Source organism: Streptomyces endocoffeicus, assembly GCF_016741935.1.
Taxonomy (GTDB): Bacteria; Actinomycetota; Actinomycetes; order Streptomycetales; family Streptomycetaceae; genus Streptomyces; species Streptomyces endocoffeicus.
Window position 1 is genome coordinate 192,387 of the sequence record NZ_JAERRG010000003.1, and the last position, 17,973, is coordinate 210,359.

The following is a 17,973-nucleotide window of genomic DNA, read 5'->3' on the forward strand; positions in this document are numbered from 1 at the left end:
CGTGACCCTGAAGAGGGTTTTCCTTGCTGATCGGGTTCGCTAATTAAGGTAACTGTGCTTCTTTCAGGGGGTCAACGATCTTAGGGTCTCAGTTTCGGCCGTTGCTGATTGAGTTCATGACTAGTGAATTACGTGATGCCGGGCGGCGATTGCGGTCTTGTCGCTCGGTGAGGCCTCGTGTTAGCCATGCCAGACCAATTATGATGCCTATGTCGGCAATGCCCCTTTTGATTCAAGACGATTGGGATGTTTGAACGCGATACATCCGGGATTTCGACCATCTTTCGGTGAATCAATATGGCTGAGACCGAGTGCTTGCGTGCGCCAATCAGTTCCTCAGCTGTTAGTGCTCCAGCCAGACTTCTTCATTTGTGCTGGTCAACGGCTTGGGGGTGGGGAGTGCGGCGGACGGGGAGGCCGGATTGCCGCGCCACCGGGCGTGTGCCGGGACGTGTTCGCCCTTCATGAGGAAGGAGTCGGCGTCGATGCGGGCGTGGTCGTCGATGACGACGCCGTAGTGCACGAAGGCGCTGGTGCCGATCGTGCAGCCGGTGCCGATGGCGATGCGCTCGGATTTGAAGACACCCTCTTCGAGGGAGTGCGCTTGCAGGATGCTGCCGGCGTTGAGGGCACAGCCGTCGCCGACCTGGGTGAGGGTCCGTTCCAGGATCCGGCAGCCGTCGTCGAAGACCCGGTGGCCCATGCGGACGCCGAGCAGCCGCCAGATGGCGGGTTTGAAGGGGGTGCCGTTGAAGATGGCGAGGTAGAGGATGGACGGTACCTTCCAGTAGCGCTCGTGCCGCCAGAAGGATCGCTCGTAGATGGAGCAGAACCGTGGCCGCAGGGTACGGAAGCCCAGCACGGCCCGTTCGGCCAGCACGAAGAAGCCGACCGTGAAGGCGAGTTCGAGGAGCGCGGTGCCGAGCGTCTCCAGCCAGTACAGCCCGCCGTTGCCGGCCAGGGGGAACATCGCGATCAGGAGGAGGCCGTAGACGTACAGGCAGCGCACGGTCAGGAACAGGGCCATGGTCCCGGCGTTGTGGCGGTTCTTGGCCGCGAGGCGGCGCCGGAGTCCGGATCCGGTGGTGAGGCGGTCGAAGCGGTGGTCGCGTTCGACCGACCGTGGGATCTCGATGGGGGGTGAGCCGAGCAGCCCGGTGTTCTCCCTGACCGGACCGCTGACGGGGATCATGGTCTTGGTGGCCAGCAGGCAGTTGTCGCCGGTCCTGCCGCCGGCCGGGTAGACGATGTTGTTGCCCAGGTAGTTGTGGCGTCCGATGGCGGCCGGGGCGGTGCGGAACGAGGTGCTGGAGTACTCCGCGTTCGCCATGGACAACCCGTCGGAGACCATGGTCCCGGTGCCGACGCGGCTGAGAGCGGGCACCTCGTGTTTGAGCATCGTGCCGAAGTTGGACCCGGTCTGCTCGATCGGCGCCAGACGGTATCCGAGGGCCTTGAGGTAGTGCACGATCGCCGAGCTGTCGCCGAACAGCGCGATGGTGAAGCGGGTGCCGGCCAGCCGGGCGACGGCGCGCTGGAGTGTGAACCGGATGCCGTACAGCGGATACACGGTGTTCGGCCTGAGGGGACGGGACAGTACGCGCGACAGCGCCGGTACGAGGATCGTCCCCAGGAGGGCGAGGCCGAGCACCGTGGCCGCCGCGATCTCCAGGCCGTCGGCGTAGTACGTCCAACTGCCGGGGCCGCCCGCTCCGGTGATGGTGTGGACCAGCGCGGGCCGGGCTTCCAGCAGTGCCGCGACGGCCACCTCGGCCACCCCCACGGTGGCCGTCAGCGCCAGCAGCATGACGAGGGTGTAACCCACTCGCCTCAGACGGCCGCAGCGGGCCGGTGGAACGGCGAGGTACTCGCACCCTGCCGGTGCGGGCCGGGCCGGCGAGCCGTGCCACCGCTGCCCGGCGGGTATCGACTGGCCTTCGTGCAGTGCGGAGGCATGGCCGAGCTGGGCGGTGTCGCCGAGGCGCACGCCGATATCGAGCGTGCTGTGTTCGCCGACGAAGGCGCCGGAACCGATGGTGACCGGGCCGGTCTCGATGGCCCCGTCGCGTGCCCGGTACCCGTTGAGATAGGTCTCCTTGCGGATCACGGTGTCCGCCCCGACGGTCAGCAGGTCGGTACAGATCGGCAGCCACCGGGTGAAGATCAGAGTGCGCGGTCCGATCTTGGCGCCGAGCGCCCGCAGATACGCGGTGTACATCGGTGTTCCGACGGTCAGCCGGGCCAGCGGGTTGGCGACGACGAGGGTTCTGACACACCAGAAGCGGACATAGGCCACGCTCCACAACGGGATGCGTCGCGGTCTCCACCGCCCGATGAGCACCCATTTGACGGCGATGGGGAACAGGCTCGCGCCGATCAGCGCCACGGCACCGAGCGCGACCGCGCGTGCGTAGACATCGAGCCATCCCTGGCCCCGCGCCAACCAGGACGTTCCGGCGTCCAGCGCCACCGAAGCGAGGCAGACGTAGACGAGGAACGCCAGGAACTGGAGGGCCGCGCACAGGGCGTACCGGAGTCTGCCCACCGCCGGAGCGGCCGGAGCGGCCGGGGCGGACGGCTGCCGCAGTACGCGGTCGGGCGTGGGCCGGGCACGGGGCGGCGCTTCGGCCAGGGCCGTGGCGAGCCGGCGCACCGTGGGATGCAGATAGACGTCCCTCATCGACACATCGGGCAGGTCGGGACGTTCGCGCACGGCCGCGTTGAACCGCGCCATGAGCAGGGAATTGGCGCCGAGGTCGGTGAAGAAGTGGCTGTCCACGGAGACCCGCTCGACCCGCAGGACCGCGGCCAGCAGTTCGGCCAGCATCCGTTCGGTACGGGTACGTGGGGCCGTGCCATCGCCCGGTGCGGACCGGCGCGGCCCGGTCGGTGGCGGCAGACGCCGGCGGTCGGCCTTCCCGCTGGGCAGGGTCGGAATCGACGTGAGGTGTTGGAGATAGCCGGGGACCATATAGCCGGGCAGCCGTTCCCGCAGGTGCGCCACGGCCCGCTCGGGATCCACGGTCATGCCCGCGCAGGTGGTGTAGTAGGCGCACAGTTCCACGGCCCCCGGGGCGATCTCCCGGTCGCTGACCACCGCCTGGGCGATTCCGGGGAGGTGCAGCAGCACCGACTCGATTTCGGTCAGTTCCACGCGGTAGCCGCGGATCTTGACCTGGGTGTCGATGCGGCCGTGGTGCTCGACCTCACCGTGGCCGTTGATCCTGCCCAGGTCCCCGGTCCGGTAGATCCTGCCGGAGGGATTCCCGGGGATACCGAGGAAGTCCGGAACGAAAGCACCCTCGGTCACCTCGGGCCGGTTGAGGTAACCGTCCGCGAGCCCGATCCCGCCGATCGCGATTTCCCCCATCGTGCCCGGTGGCAGGGGTGTGTCCCGTTCCGGATCGAGGACGGCGACCGAGTACGTCGGCAGCGGGACACCGATCGTCACCGGACGGTCGGGGGCCAGCGGGCTCCAGGTCGCCGTGACGGTCGCCTCGGTCGGGCCGTAGACATTGAGGAACCGGCGGCCGGGCCGGTGCCAGCGGGTGACGAGATCCTGTGGACACGCTTCCCCGGATACCAGCAGGAACCGCAGCTCGGACGCGTTCTCGTCCAGGGTGGCCAGCAAGGTGGGAACGCAGCACAGGGCCGAGACCCGCCGCTCCCGCAGGAACGCGTCCAGCTCGGCACCGAGCAGGCTCGGCCCTTCGGGCCTGGGCACCACCGTGGCACCGGCCATCCAGGGCACCCAGATCTCCTCGACGGAGAAGTCGAACGCGATGGTCATCCCCTGGTAGACCCGGTCGTCGCGGGTGATGCCGTAGACCTCCGAGGCCACTCGGACGAAGTTGCACACCGCGGGATGTCCGACGGCCACCCCCTTCGGGCGGCCCGTGGATCCCGAGGTGTAGATGACGTAACACAGGTCGTCGGGCGGCTCCCCGGCAGCCGGGGCATCGGGGCGATCGGGGGACTGCTCCGCGACCCGGGATCGCGTCCGGTCCAGATACAGCGGCCGGGCACTGAGCCGTCGTGTCCGCTCGGAGAGCCGGGACAGTGACAGGACCATGCGCACGGAGGCATCGGACACGATGTAGCTCAGACGATCCGACGGGAATCCGGCGTCCAACGGCACATACGCGGCGTGTGCTTTGAGCACGGCCAGCATTCCGACATAGGTGTCCACCGCCTCGTCGAGCAGCAACCCGATCCGGTCGCCGGGCCGTACCCCCTCGGCCATCAGGAAGCGGGCCAGCCGGTTGGCCCTTTCGTCCAGCTGGGGGTATGTGAGGGCGACATCGGCGGTCTCCACCGCGAGCCGGTCCCCGTCTCCCCGCGCACACATCCGGTCGCAGCGCTCCTCGAAGAGCCGCTCGAGCCGTTCGCCGTCCCGCCACCGAACCGAACCGTCCCAGCCCGCACAGCCGAGCAGGCCATCCGGACGACTCTGCGACCTGGGCGTCCACGTGCCCGACGGCCCTCCGCTCGCCGCCTCGTCCCGGTCACTTCCCAGCATCGTGCTCACCTCTCCACGAACGCCTTGTGCAGGGCACGTACGGCGTCCGGCAGCAGGGAGGCACGGCACAGTACGGAAACGCGGGTGTCCGACGCCGACACCGGCTCGAACGGCAGGTCCATCCTGTCCAGCGTCTCCCTCAGCCGGAGGAGGATCCCGGCGTACGACCGGAGTCCGGTCCCGACGAGCGACACGGTCCCGACGTCGTCCTCGCCGATGAGGGCGTCGTGGCCGATGCCCCGGCGGCAGGTCCGGCGGGCGGCCGGCGCGGCGGGGGACGGGTCGTGGGCCAGGCCCACCACCCGCGCGGGCGATCCGTACGGCGGGGGCCGCTCGGGCTCGTCCGAGACGACGGTCCCCGGATTCTCGTCGTAGGACGACCGCACTCGGAGGGCCACCGCGTAACGCTCGGCGTACTCGGCGCCGGACAGCGCCAGCACCCGGGCTCCCCCGGCCGCCAGCTCCCGCATGGCCTCATGGGTGAGGTGGCCGATCGGCCTCGCCTCCGGCACGAGCGTGGGATCCGCGGTGAGCACCCCGTCCACATCGGTGCAGATTTCGCATACGTCGGCCTTGAGCGCCGCCGCCAGGGCGACCGCCGTGGTGTCGGATCCGCCGCGGCCCAGGGTGGTGACCTCGTCGTCGTCCTCCCCGCACACCCCCTGGAACCCGGTGACCACCGGGATCATGCCGCGGTCCAGCGCCTCCCGGACCAGGCGAGGCCGCACGTCCACGATCCGGGCCCCGCCATGGACCGGAGTCGTGATCACCCCGGCCTGGCGGCCGGAGCAGGAGCAGGCCGAGGTACCGAGCGCGTGGATCGCCAGCGCGGTCAGCGCGCTCGAGACCCGCTCGCCCACGCTCAGCAGGGTGTCCAGCTCCCGCGGACACGGTGCGCTGTTCACACTCCGGGCCAGGGCGAGGAGTTCATCGGTGGCGTCGCCCATGGCGGACACCACCACGACCATGTCATGGCCCTCGTCATGGGCCCTGACCACCCGTTCGGCGACCCGCCCGATCCGCTCGGTGGTGGGTATCGAGGAGCCTCCGTACTTCTGGACGATGAGAGCCATCCGAAGTTCCCCCTCAGCGGACCGGGGAACGACCCGCGCCGGCGGACACGGCATCCACCAGGATCGAGCAGGCCATGTCCACGACCTCGGCGGTGACGTTCAGCGGGGGCAGAAGACGCACCACGGCGTCGCCGCGTCCGCCGCGTTCCACGATGAGGCCGTGGCGCAGCGCGTGGTGCTGGACCGCGGCCGCGACCTCGGTGGCGGGGCGGCCGTCGCGGGGGTCGGCCAGTTCGATCCCCCACATCAGCCCGCGGCCGCGCACCTGGCGGACCCAGGGATCGCGGGTCAGCCCGGCCAGCCGGTCCGCGATCCGGTCACCCTGCCGGCGGACGTTCCCCAGGATGCCGTCCCGCCGGATGACGCGGACCGTCTCCACTCCGGCGGCGAAGGCCAGTTGATTGCCGCGGAAGGTCCCGATGTGCGCACCGGGCGCCCAGGTGTCCAGCGCGGTGTCGTACAGGATGAGGGCGACCGGCAGACCGATGCCGCTCAGCGCCTTGGACGCCACGATGACATCCGGTTCGATGCCGTACTGCTGATACGCGAACCAGGTGCCGGTGCGTCCGCAGCCGGTCTGGACCTCGTCGACGATCAGGGGGATGCCCAGCGAGCGGGTCACCTCGCGCACTTTGCGGACGAAGTCGGTACGGGCGACGAAGTTTCCGCCCTCACCCTGCACCATCTCCATGATCACCGCGGCGGGCGGTGGAATGCCGCCGTCGCTGTCCCGCAACGCCTGCTCCAGGAGGTCGGCGCCGCTGACGGAGCCGACGTCCTGGTCACTGGCGGTGTACGGGAAGAAGTGCACCCCGGGCATGCCGTCGCGCACCGGCGCCTTCTGGGACACCGGCCCGCTGAGCGCCATCGTGGCGTGGGTGCTGCCGTGGAAGGCGCCCTGGAAGGAGATGATGTCGCCCCGGCCGGTCGCGATCTTGCAGAGTTTGATGGCGGCCTCGACGGCGTTGGCTCCCGTCGGACCGCAGAAGTGCAGCCGGGTGCGCTCGCGCGGCTCCGGCGCCAGCATGGACAGCTGGGCCTGGGTGAAGGCGTCCTTGGCGGGGGTGGGGAAGTCCAGGCCGTGGGTGAGGGAGTCCAGCTGATGCCGGACGGCCCGCACCAGCTCGGGATGGTTGTGGCCGAGTGAGAGCACCCCCGCGCCGGCGAGGAAGTCGATGAAGACATTGCCGTCGACGTCCCGGACGAAGCTGCCCGATCCCTCGGCCAGGGCGATGGGCAGATGGCGCGGGTAGGTCCGCGCGTTCGACTCCCACCGCTCCTGATGGGCCAGCAGGGCGGTGGAGCGGGGGCCGGGCAGATCGCCGCTGACGCGCGGTGCCGTCAGCGGAGCGGGCCCGAGGAGTGTGGTCATCGGAAGCCTCCCCGAAGACGCTTTCCGTGTGCGGGTGAACCCCTGACGTTTTCCACGCTAGGAAGGGGGTGGTTAACACCCGGCGCGACGGAGGTTAGACGACGGCAAAACCTGCCGGCGGCGCCTCATTCGTGGGACGGCGGTGGCTCCGCGACCGGCAGCAGCAGGGTGAAGATGGTGGGGTTCGACCGGGCGAGGGTGAGCCGGCCCCCGGCCGTCTCGGCCAGCTCCCGGGCCAAGGTCAGTCCGATGCCTCTTCCGGCGGGGGACGTCGTGGCCCCCCGCTGGAAGAGGGTCCGTCGGTCGAGCGCCGGCGAGCCCTCGTCGGACACGTCGACGGCGGTCGCGCCGCCCAGCTCGCGCACGGTGATCCGGACGGCACCGCGGCCGTGCCGCAGGGCGTTGTCCAGCAGGACGTCCAGGATCTGTTCGGCGGTGCGGTCGGGGATCCGCAGGCCCTCGCCGCCGGGCTCCGCGACGAGGCCCAGACGTCGGCCCGCGGCGGCGAACCTGCCGTGCCAGCGGCGTTCCACCCCTTCGGCCACCTCGGCGGCGGGCCGCGCGGTCGTGGGCACAGCGGGGCGTGGCGTCGCCCTGGCCAGCCGGAGCACCTCGTCCACGGTCCGCTGCAGATGCCGGGCCTGGTCCAGGGCCTCCGTCAGCGCCGCTCGCGGATCCGCGTCGGGATCGCCGGCGGCCGCCTCCAGACCGAGCTGCAGCCCGGCCAGCGGGGTGCGCAGCTGATGGGAGGCGTTGGAGGTGAAGTGGCGCTCGTGCTCGAGCCACCTGGTCAGATGGTCGACCATGGTGTTCTGGGTGCGCGCCACCTGGTCGATCTCGGCGATCGCGCTGCCTTCGGCACGCGCGGTGAAGTCCCCGTCCGCCACCGCTCCGGCCTTCGCCGAGAGCGCCTCCAGGGGCGCGCTGAGCGTGCGCGCCTGGCGCCGCGCCACCACGATGGCCGTGGCCAGCGCCACCAGGGCGAGACCGGCCAGACCCAGCCAGGCCAGGACGACGCGGTGCCATACCCCGGCGGTGCCGGACGACGCGCGGACCGTGCCGATCACCTGCTCCTGGGTGGACAGGGGAACGGCCACCACGAGCTGGTGGCCGACGTGGCCCCGGACCACGATCCCCTTCCGGGCCTCCCGGGCGGTCGCGTCCGCCCTCCTGGGGCCACTGCCGTCGCGCCGCCGTCCGGACAGGTCGTACACCCCGACGTCGACGCCCCGCTCATGGGCGGGCAGTTCCACATGGCCGCCCACCACGAACGGGGGTACGTGGACCGCGGCCGCCAGGGCCACGCGCTCCAGCTCATCCCGCTCGTCCGCGAAGAAGGACGTCTGGATCCCGAGCGCCAGCGGCGTGGCCAGCAGGAGCAGTGCCACCAGCACCGCCACCACGGCCACCCGCATCACGCGCTGTCTCATACGCCCATCATGAGCGCGGGCGCGCCCGGTGGGGCCGAGGCAGGGTCGCCACCGGCCGTGGAAGAGCCGAAGGAACTCTGACGGCGGACCGCCCGCGCGCCCCGGGCGGTCACCCGCTCTACGCTTCGGAACATGTGGGCGACAGGGGCCAAGGACACGGTGTCCGTCCTGTTCATCGAGGACGACGAGGTCATCGGGCGGCATGTGGAGGCCGGTCTGCGATCCCACGGCTACGCCGTGACCATGGCCCGGACCGGCTGTTCCGGCCTGGCCGAGGCCGATCGGAGCCCCATCGACGTCGTCCTCCTCGACCTCGGCCTCCCCGACATGGACGGCATCGACGTGGCGCGGCAGCTGCGCAACGAGCATCCCGATGTCCTCATCCTCATCCTGACCGCCCGCAGCGAGGAGATCGACGTCATCGTGGGCCTGGACGCGGGCGCCGACGACTACCTGGCCAAACCCTTCAGCATGACCGTGCTGCTCGCCCGCCTCCGCGCCCATCTGCGCCGCCGCCCGCCCGCCCCGGCGGGACCGGACGAACTGGTCCGCATCGGCGATCTCACCGTGGACACCGCGGCGCGCCGCTGCCGCCTCGGCGACCGGGAGGTCGAACTGCGCCCCAAGGAGTTCGAACTCCTCGCCGTCCTGGTCCGGCATCCGGAGGAGGCGGTCTCCCGCGAATCGCTCATGGCGGAGGTGTGGGACGGGAACTGGTTCGGGCCGACCAAGACCCTGGACGTCACCATGTCCTCCCTGCGCCGTCGGCTGCAGGCGGCGGCGTCCGACGCGCACGCGCCGGTCGCGCTGCCCGCCCTCACCACTCTGCGCGGACACGGCTACCGGATCGACCCACCCGAGCCGCTGGACGACAACTGATCCATCTTCGGTACCCGGGCCGCGGGCGCGGCTCCGACCTGGACCTGGCGCGGGAAGCGCGGCCGATGCGGCCAGCGGAGCCAGTGGAGCCAGTGGAGCCAGCGGAGCCAGTGGAGCCAGTGCGGCCAGGGTGCCTTTATGGGGTTGCCGCCGCGCCGCACGCTGTGGAGGCTGAGGCCGCGAAGGGGCCCCGGCCGGCCGAGGACGGTCCGGCCCGCTGCCTCGGCCCGGCCCGACACCAGGATGGAGAACTCCCTGTGATCCCCACCGATCTCTACCCCGCCGACCGTCTGGAGCGCGCCCGGGAGGCCGCTGCCGACGCGGACCTGGGCGCGCTGCTGATCAGTCCCGGCGCCGACCTGCGCTATCTGACGGGTTACCAGGCCCTTCCCCTGGAGCGGCTCACCTGCCTCGTGCTCCCCGTGGACGGCGAGCCCTTTCTCCTGGTGCCCGAGCTGGAGCGGCCTGCCGCGCTCGCGTCCCCGGCCGGGAACCTCGGTATCGAGATCACCGGATGGGCCGAGACCGAGGACCCGTATGCCCTGGTCGCGGCCAGGCTGCCCGCCGGTGTGGCCCGGGTCGGCGTCGACAACCACATGTGGGCCGAGAAGGTCGTCGCCTTCCGTACCGTGCTGCCCGGCACCGACCAGGCACTCGCCGGAGAGGTGCTCGGCCGGCTGCGGATCCGCAAGACCGAGGCCGAGGTCGAGGCGCTGCGCCGGGCGGGGGCGGCCATCGACCGGGTGCACGCCCGCATGGGGGAGTGGCTGCGCGCCGGGCGCACCGAACGCGAGGTCGGCCGGGACATCGCGGAGGCCATCCTGGCCGAGGGCCATGTGAGGGTCGACTTCGTCATCGTCGGCTCGGGGCCGCACAGCGCCAGTCCCCACCATGAGCTGTCGGACCGGGTGATCCTGCCCGGTGACCCCGTGGTGGTCGACATCGGGGGGACCACCGAGGACGGCTACTGCTCCGACTCCACCCGCGATTACGTCGTCGGCGAGCCGCCGGCGGAGTACCGGCGGCTGTACGAGGTGCTGTTGACCGCCCAGCGTGCCCAGACCGATGCGGTGCGGCCCGGTATCACCGCCGAGCGACTGGACGCGATCGGCCGGGACGTCATCACGGACGCGGGCTTCGGGCCGCACTTCATCCACCGCACCGGTCATGGCATCGGGCTGGAGACGCACGAGGAGCCCTACATCGTGGCGGGCTCCGCCCTGCCGCTGGAGCCCGGTATGGCCTTCTCCGTCGAGCCGGGCATCTATCTTCCCGACCGGTTCGGAGCCCGCATCGAGGACATCGTCATCTGCACCGACGACGGCGGTGAGCGGCTCAACCGCACCGGCCGTGAACTGGTCGTACTGCCCTGACCGTCCGGTACCGGCCGCGGCCGCTTCCCACCTTCCCCGAGCCGGGTCCGTTCTCGCCGCGGCCGATCACGTACTGCCGTGTGCCCGGTCGTTGACAAAGTCGATGAGCGGTAGAAATCTGTCAAAGCATGGCCGCAAAAGATTGACGAAATCACTCAACTCTTGCACTGCGGCGGGCTCGGCTCCAGGTTCATCGGCTCCAGGTACAGGGGAAGGGATCGGGAGGGCCTCATGAGAAGAAGACAGCACGGTCGGCGGTTATCCGCCGGGCTGGTGGCGGCGGGCCTGCTCACGGTCGGGCTGCTGCCCGTGACAGCCCACGCCGCGGCGGGAGCCCAGGCCGCGGAGGGAGCGAATCTGGCGCTGGGCAGACCGGTGACGGCCAGTGGGGCACACGGCTCCTACCCGGCGGGCAATGTCACCGACGGCAGCCAGGCCTCCTACTGGGAGGGTCCCGCGGGCTCGTTCCCGCAGTGGGTGCAGGTCGACCTCGGGAGCAGGACGGACGTCGACGAGGTGGTACTGAAGCTCCCCGCGTCGTGGGAGTCCCGCACCGAGGTGGTGAAGGTCCAGGCCGGCACCGACGGCCAGGACTTCACCACCGTGGTTCCGGACGTGCGCAAGGACTTCTCGCCATCGTCCGGCAACACCGTGGCGCTCGATGTCGCGGCCGAGGCACGGTACGTGCGCGTACAGGTGACCGGCAATACGGGCTGGAACGCCGCCCAGCTCTCCGAGGTGGAGGTGCGCGGGGAGGCCGACGAGGAGCCGCCAGGAAACCCGCCCGCGGGCACCAACCTGGCCCTGCGCAAGCCGATCGAGGCGTCGTCGACCACCCAGGACTACGTCGCGGGCAACGCCAACGACGGCAGCACCTCCACCTACTGGGAGGCGAGCGGCCAGTCCTCGACGCTGACCGCGAAGCTCGGCGCCGACGCCGATCTGACCGGCGTCGTCGTCAAGCTGAACCCCGACCCCGTCTGGTCCACCCGGTCGCAGAGCGTTCAGGTGCTGGGACGGGCGGCCGGAGGGTCCGGTTTCACCTCGCTGAAGGACCGGGCCGACTACACCTTCAGCCCGTCGCAGAACAAGAACACGGTGACCATCCCGGTCACGGGACGGTACGCGGATGTACGCCTGCAGTTCTCAGGAAACACCGGCGCCGGGGGAGGACAGGTCGCCGAGTTCGAGGTCGTCGGCACGGCCGCCCCCGCCCCCGACCTGACCGTCACCGATCTCTCCTGGTCGCCCGCGTCGCCCTCGGAGACGGACGCGGTCACCGTCGAGGCGACGGTCCGCAACGCCGGGACGGCCGCCGCGCCCGCGACCACGGTGAACGTCAGCCTCGAGGGCACGGTCGCCGGCAGCGGTGCCGTCGGCGCGCTCGCGCCGGGCGCGTCGCTGAAGGTGCCGGTCAAGGTCGGCAAGCGGCCCATGGGCAGCTACACCGTCTCCGCCGTCGTCGACCCGGCCGACACGGTCGCCGAGCTCGACAACACCAACAACAGCCGCAACGCCGCCTCGAAGCTGGTCATCGGCCAGGCCCCCGGACCGGACCTCGAGGTCACCGGCATCACCACCAACCCCTCCAGTCCGGCCGTCGGCGCCAAGGTCACCTTCACCGTCGCGGTGCACAACCGGGGCACGAGCGCGGTGCCCGCCGGATCGGTCACCCGGCTCACCGTCGGCGGGACCACGCTGAACGGCACGGCGGGCACCATCCCCGCCGGTGACACGGCCACCGTGGCCATCGGCGGCGAGTGGACCGCCACCAGCGGGGGAGCGACGCTCACCGCGACGGCCGACGCCACCGGCACCGTCGCCGAGACCAACGAGGACAACAACACCTTCGCCCGCTCCCTCGTCGTCGGACGCGGCGCCGCCGTGCCGTACACCGAGTACGAGGCGGAGGACGGCCGGTACGACGGCACCCTGCTGAAGACGGACGCCAAGCGCACCTTCGGTCACACCAACTTCGCCACCGAGTCCTCCGGGCGCGCATCGGTCCGGCTCGACACCGGCGGTCAGTACGTGGAGTTCACCTCCACCACCCCGTCCAACTCGATCGTCGTCCGCAACTCGATCCCGGACGCGGCGGCCGGCGGCGGCAGGGAGGCGACCATCAGCCTCTACGCGGACGGCAGGTTCGTCCGCAAGCTCACCCTGTCCTCCAAGCACAGCTGGCTCTACGGCACGACCGACGACCCGGAGGGCCTGACCAATCGGCCCGGCGGCGACGCCCGGCGGCTGTTCGACGAGTCCCACGCCCTGCTCACCGACACCTACCCGGTGGGTACGAAGTTCCGGCTCCAGCGGGATTCCGGTGATGACGCGGCCTTCTACATCATCGACACGATCGATCTGGAGCAGGTCGCGGCACCGGCCGCCAAGCCCGCCGAATGCGTCTCCATCACCGACTACGGGGCCGTGCCCAACGACGGCATCGACGACGCGGACGCCATCCAGCGCGCCGTCACCGCGGACCAGGAGGGCGCGATCCCCTGCGTGTGGATCCCCGCGGGCCAGTGGCGCCAGGAGAAGAAGATCCTGACCGACGACCCGCAGAACCAGGGCCAGTACAACCAGATGGGTATCCGGGACGTCACCATCCGCGGTGCCGGCATGTGGCACTCCCAGCTCTACTCGCTCATCCCGCCGCAGGAAGCGGGCGGCATCAACCACCCCCACGAGGGCAACTTCGGCTTCGACATCGACGACAACACCAAGATCTCCGACATCGCCATCTTCGGCTCCGGCACCATCCGCGGCGGCGACGGCGGCGCCGAGGGCGGGGTCGGGCTCAACGGCCGCTTCGGCAAGAACACCAAGATCACCAACGTATGGATCGAGCACGCCAACGTCGGCGCCTGGGTCGGCCGCGACTACTCCAACATCCCCGCGCTGTGGGGGCCCGGCGACGGCCTCGAGTTCAGCGGCGTACGGATCCGCAACACCTACGCCGACGGCGTCAACTTCACCAACGGCACCCGCAACTCGACCGTGTACAACTCCTCCTTCCGCAACACCGGCGACGACTCACTCGCCGTCTGGGCCAACAAGTACGTGAAGGACACCGCCACGGACATCGGCCACGACAACCACTTCCGCAACAACACCGTCCAACTGCCCTGGCGGGCCAACGGCATCGCGGTCTACGGCGGCTACGGCAACACGATCGAGAACAACCTGATCTCCGACACCATGAACTACCCGGGGATCATGCTGGCCACGGACCACGACCCGCTGCCCTTCTCGGGCAGGACGCTCATCGCCAACAACGGCCTGTACCGCACCGGCGGCGCGTTCTGGGGCGAGGCGCAGGAGTTCGGCGCGATCACCCTGTTCGCCCAGGGGCAGAACATCCCCGGGGTCACGATCCGCGACACCGACATCCACGACTCCACCTACGACGGCATCCAGTTCAAGACGGGCGGCGGCGCGATGCCCGGCGTCCAGATCGAGAACGTCACCATCGACAAGTCCAACAACGGGTCCGGAATCCTCGCGATGGGCGGGGCGCGCGGCGACGCCACGCTGACGAACGTGCGGATCACCAACTCCGCTCAGGGCGACGTGGTGAAGGAGCCCGGCTCGCAGTTCGTGATCAACGGCGCCGCGAACCGGTCCTCCGCACCACGCGATTGAGCGCCGCGCCCGGCGCGTCCGGCCGCTGCCCCAGAAGGCCTCGCGCCTTCTGGGGCAGCGGCCCGGCGTCTGCGCCGTACGACCGCCGGCCACGGTAGAATGCCGTCACATTCAGGATATGCGAGGAGTGGAATTAGTGCCCGAAGGTCAGAGTTCCGCACCGCGCTATAGCGTTGGTCAGGAAGTCATATTTCAAGCGGCGCTGACCTGCTTTTACCGCCACGGATACGACGGCACATCCGTGCGTGATATCGCCAAGGCGTCCGGCACTACGCCCGCGGCCATGTATCACTACTACGCTTCCAAACAAGAGCTGCTGATGGACATCATCGGCCGCTTCATGGAGCAGTCGATCGAGGTCACCCGTGCGGCCGTCGAGGCGGCCGGGGACGATCCCTCCGCGCGGCTGTTCGCGGCCGCGCGCTCCCATGTGCTGTGGAACGCGTCGGACGTGATGTCGAGCTTCCTCGTGAACAGCGAGATTCGCAGCCTCGAACCGGACAACCGGCGCCTCAACATCGCTCAGCGTGACAAGCTGCAGCGCATCTTCGACTCCGTGGTGGTGCAAGGCGTCGCGGCCGGTGCCTTTCTGACCCCGTGGCCCAGGGAGGCCAGCCGGGCCGTGGTCACGATGTGTACCGCCGTTGCCACCTGGTACAAGAGCGCCGGGGAACTCTCGCCGGAAGAGATCGCGGACCGTTACGGGTTCCTGGCCTTGTCGCTGGTGGGCGGCCAGGCCGATTCGGTCTCCTCCTGAAATACTTTTCCCGGTCCACCGGGCGAGGCACTCAGACGTGCCGACTTTTTGTGCCGACGCAGGGGCCTGAATAGTGCCGCACGCCGTCGTCGGGTTGCCCCTCGGCGTCGAGCTGAGATCGGCCTTGCGGTAGCGGCGGGCGGGCGGCGACGCCCGCTCGGCACCCGAGAGTAGCAGACACATTGCCGGGCCTCGCCCGCCACTCTCGAAGAGGTTGCGGCCCAAGCTCCTGAACGATCGTTTAGGGCTATTGGCGAGACTCTATTGCCTAAACGCTCGTTTAGGCCCTACTGTGCGGCGGGCGTTCAAAGCGACGCGTCAGCTGGCAACCGGAGGGCTGCATGACTCATCAGTGGACCGCACACTTCATCGCCGGGGAGTGGGAGCACGAGCGGGGTGAACGACCGCCGATCCCCGTGGAGAACCCGGCCACCGAGCAGGTGATCGCATCGGTCCCCGCGGGAGGGGCGTCGCACGTCCACCGGGCCGTCGTCGCCGCTCGCGGTGCGTTCGCCTCGTGGTCGACCCGGACCGTCGAGGAGCGCGCCCAGGTGCTGGACGGTCTGGCCGATCTCCTCGAGGACCGGCGGGAGCTGATCGCGCGGACGGTGACCGAGGAACTGGGCGCTCCCGTCAAACTGGCCCGCCAACTGCACGCGACACTTCCGGTGCACGACGTCCGGGAGACCGCTCGTGCGCTGCGGTCGATGGAATTCGAGACCGAGCTCGGCAACTCTCGCGTCTACTCGGTGCCGGTTGGTGTCGTCGGGGCCATCACGCCCTGGAACTATCCCGTCCACCAGGTGGTCAGCAAAATCGTTCCGGCGATCGCCGCCGGCTGCACGGTGGTCCTCAAGCCGAGCGAAGTCGCCCCCCTGAGCGCATTGCTCCTGGCGCGGATCATGCAAGAGGCAGGTCTTCCCGACGGGGTGCTCAACGTCGTCAACGGAGCCGGACCCGAGGTGGGCCGGGCCATCGTGGAGCACCCTGGGATCGACGCGGTGTCGTTCACCGGTTCGGAGGCGACCGGGCGCGCCGTTGCCCAGCGGGCCGCGCTGACCCTGAAGCGCGTCACACTGGAGCTCGGTGGCAAGTCGGCCAACGTCATCCTCGACGACGCCGACCTCGCCACGGCCGTCAAGGTCGGCGTCGCCAACTGCTTCCTCAACTCAGGGCAGAGCTGCAACGCCCTGACCCGCATGCTGGTGCCCCGCGAGCTGCTCTCCGCGGCAGAGGAGATCGCCACCGCCGCGGCCACGCGTTACGCCCCGGGCGACCCGGCGGACGAGCGGACCAGGATCGGCCCGCTGGCCAGCGCACAACAGCGCGACAGTGTGGTCCGAGCGATCGAGACCGGCCTGGCCGACGGCGCGAAGCTCATCGCCGGGGGACCCGAGCGGCCGGCCGGCGACGCGCTGACGTCGGGCTACTACGTGCGGCCCACGATCTTCACCGACGTGGACCCCGATTCCTTCCTCGCCCAGGAGGAGATCTTCGGCCCCGTGCTCGCCATCATCGGCTACGGCGATGAGGAAGAGGCGGTCGCCATCGCCAACCATTCCCGCTTCGGGCTCGGCGGCGCGGTGTGGTCGGCCGACGCCGAACGTGCCCGCACTGTCGCGCGCCGTATCCACACCGGACAAGTCGACATCAACGGTGGCGCCTTCAACCCCGCCGCACCGTTCGGCGGAGTGAAGAACTCCGGGTACGGGCGCGAACTGGGTCCCGCGGGCATCGAGGAGTTCCTCCACCGGCAGTCCCTGCAGTTCTGAGCAGCCGGAAGAACGGAGCCGCGCAATGGAGTATGAGCCTGACATCCCTGGCCGGGACAGCCAGTGGGTGGATAGGGGAAGGGCCGTCGCCACCACGATCCGCGGGACGTACCCGGACGCCACACCGTGGTCGCGCGATCAGCTGCTGGAGATCTTCGGCAAGCTGAGGCCGACGGGATACCTGGGGTCGACGATCCCCGAGGAAGCGAATGGAGCCGGCCTCACCCTCGGACAGTTCGCGTCGCTGACCGAGGGAATCGCCGGTGCCGTGCCCTTCCTCTCCAACCACAGTGTCCAGCGGTTCATCACCGCGGCCGGCAGCCCTCAGGCCAGACGGCGAGTGCTGCCCGGCCTGCTCGAGGGGACCAGCATCGGCGCTGTGGCGGTTACCGAGCCGCGCGGTGGCAGCAGCATCAAGAACCCCGCCACCACCGTGTTTCCGGGCCGCGGGGGACTCGTCCTCACCGGGCGCAAGGACTGGGTCACCCATGCGATGACGGCGGACGCCGCCGTGGTCCTGGCGGCGGACGAACAGGGCCGTTCCGTACGGGTGCTCGTCGATCTGTCGGCCCCGGGGGTGAAGCGGAGTCCGCTCCGGACCCACGGCTTGCGCCATCTCACCTTCGGCTCGCTCGAGTTCCACGGGGTGGAGGTGGAGCGCTGGCGGATTCTCACCGAAGACGGCGCGGCAGGAGCGAAAGCCGGCTTCGGGGTGGCGCGTGTACTGGTCGCCGTCCAAGCCGTGGCGGTGGCCTTCGAGGCGCTGACCAGGACGACGCGGCATCTGACGACCCGCACCGCCCGCGGCTCACGGGTCGCCGACCTGGACCTGACCACCCATCGAGTGGGGGCTATCGCGGCTGAGCTGCTGGGCGCGCGGTTGCTCGCGTACCACGCCGCCACCGCCGTCCAGACCGAACACCCCGCTGCCGCCGCACTGGCCAGCGGGGCCAAGGCGCATGCCTGCACCACCGCCGTGCGGGCCTGCACGGAGCTGCTGTCCATGTGCGCCGGACACGGATTGGACACCAGCACCGGAGTCGCCGACTTCCGCGACGACGCGGAAATGCTCGCCACCGCCGATGGAACCGGGCTGGTCAACAGCGTTCTGTGGGGCGCTCATGTCAAGGACCACCTCGCCGGGTCCCGCTGA

The 17,973-nt window shown here is 70.1% G+C and carries 9 protein-coding genes and 1 pseudogene; 6 read left to right on the plus strand and 4 right to left on the minus strand.

From position 1 onward, the window contains the following. Window positions 1-343 precede the first annotated feature (343 nt). The 4 genes and pseudogenes from JK364_RS10995 to JK364_RS11010 form a co-directional block, all read right to left on the minus strand. Window positions 344-4,348: a Pls/PosA family non-ribosomal peptide synthetase gene (locus tag JK364_RS10995; protein WP_443732260.1), complete on the minus strand. Its 4,005-nt coding sequence runs from the start codon at window positions 4,346-4,348 to the stop codon at window positions 344-346. Window positions 4,349-4,468: 120 nt separating this feature from the next. Further along, window positions 4,469-5,592: pseudogene (locus tag JK364_RS11000) on the minus strand (aspartate kinase); the annotation flags it as partial. Between the two features lie 13 nt (window positions 5,593-5,605). Next, window positions 5,606-6,964, minus strand: a complete 1,359-nt coding sequence (locus JK364_RS11005; RefSeq protein WP_201850151.1) for an aspartate aminotransferase family protein — start codon at window positions 6,962-6,964, stop codon at window positions 5,606-5,608. A gap of 125 nt (window positions 6,965-7,089) precedes the next feature. Further along, window positions 7,090-8,394, minus strand: a complete 1,305-nt coding sequence (locus JK364_RS11010; protein ID WP_230991760.1) for a sensor histidine kinase — start codon at window positions 8,392-8,394, stop codon at window positions 7,090-7,092. Window positions 8,395-8,526: 132 nt separating this feature from the next. On the opposite strand from JK364_RS11010, the gene JK364_RS11015 reads away from it, so the two are divergent. The 6 genes from JK364_RS11015 to JK364_RS11040 all read left to right on the plus strand — a co-directional run bounded on the left by JK364_RS11015 (window position 8,527) and on the right by JK364_RS11040 (window position 17,973). Continuing rightward, window positions 8,527-9,273, plus strand: a complete 747-nt coding sequence (locus tag JK364_RS11015) for a response regulator transcription factor (RefSeq protein WP_201850153.1) — start codon at window positions 8,527-8,529, stop codon at window positions 9,271-9,273. 257 nt (window positions 9,274-9,530) lie between these two features. Continuing rightward, window positions 9,531-10,646 (plus strand): M24 family metallopeptidase, encoded by a 1,116-nt coding sequence (locus tag JK364_RS11020; RefSeq protein ID WP_201850155.1) that lies wholly within the window; start codon window positions 9,531-9,533, stop codon window positions 10,644-10,646. Between the two features lie 231 nt (window positions 10,647-10,877). After that, window positions 10,878-14,291 (plus strand): CARDB domain-containing protein, encoded by a 3,414-nt coding sequence (locus JK364_RS11025; RefSeq protein ID WP_201850157.1) that lies wholly within the window; start codon window positions 10,878-10,880, stop codon window positions 14,289-14,291. 136 nt (window positions 14,292-14,427) lie between these two features. Beyond that, a complete protein-coding gene (locus JK364_RS11030) occupies window positions 14,428-15,048 on the plus strand; it encodes a TetR-type transcription factor C-terminal domain-containing protein (protein WP_201850159.1) in 621 nt (206 codons plus the stop codon). Between the two features lie 341 nt (window positions 15,049-15,389). Next, complete coding sequence (locus JK364_RS11035; RefSeq protein WP_201850161.1) at window positions 15,390-16,820, plus strand: aldehyde dehydrogenase family protein; 1,431 nt, start codon at window positions 15,390-15,392, stop codon at window positions 16,818-16,820. A 25-nt stretch (window positions 16,821-16,845) separates the two neighbouring features. After that, window positions 16,846-17,973, plus strand: a complete 1,128-nt coding sequence (locus JK364_RS11040) for an acyl-CoA dehydrogenase family protein (protein WP_201850163.1) — start codon at window positions 16,846-16,848, stop codon at window positions 17,971-17,973.

What these genes read in the sequence shown, in the direction of transcription:
- JK364_RS11010 (WP_230991760.1), bottom strand. Translation starts at nt 8,394, where the DNA reads ATGAGACAGCGCGTGATGCGGGTGGCCGTGGTGGCGGTGCTGGTGGCA.
- JK364_RS10995 (WP_443732260.1), bottom strand. Translation starts at nt 4,348, where the DNA reads ATGTGTGCGCGGGGAGACGGGGACCGGCTCGCGGTGGAGACCGCCGAT.
- JK364_RS11015 (WP_201850153.1), top strand. Translation starts at nt 8,527, where the DNA reads ATGTGGGCGACAGGGGCCAAGGACACGGTGTCCGTCCTGTTCATCGAG.
- JK364_RS11035 (WP_201850161.1), top strand. Translation starts at nt 15,390, where the DNA reads ATGACTCATCAGTGGACCGCACACTTCATCGCCGGGGAGTGGGAGCAC.
- JK364_RS11025 (WP_201850157.1), top strand. Translation starts at nt 10,878, where the DNA reads ATGAGAAGAAGACAGCACGGTCGGCGGTTATCCGCCGGGCTGGTGGCG.
- JK364_RS11040 (WP_201850163.1), top strand. Translation starts at nt 16,846, where the DNA reads ATGGAGTATGAGCCTGACATCCCTGGCCGGGACAGCCAGTGGGTGGAT.
- JK364_RS11005 (WP_201850151.1), bottom strand. Translation starts at nt 6,964, where the DNA reads ATGACCACACTCCTCGGGCCCGCTCCGCTGACGGCACCGCGCGTCAGC.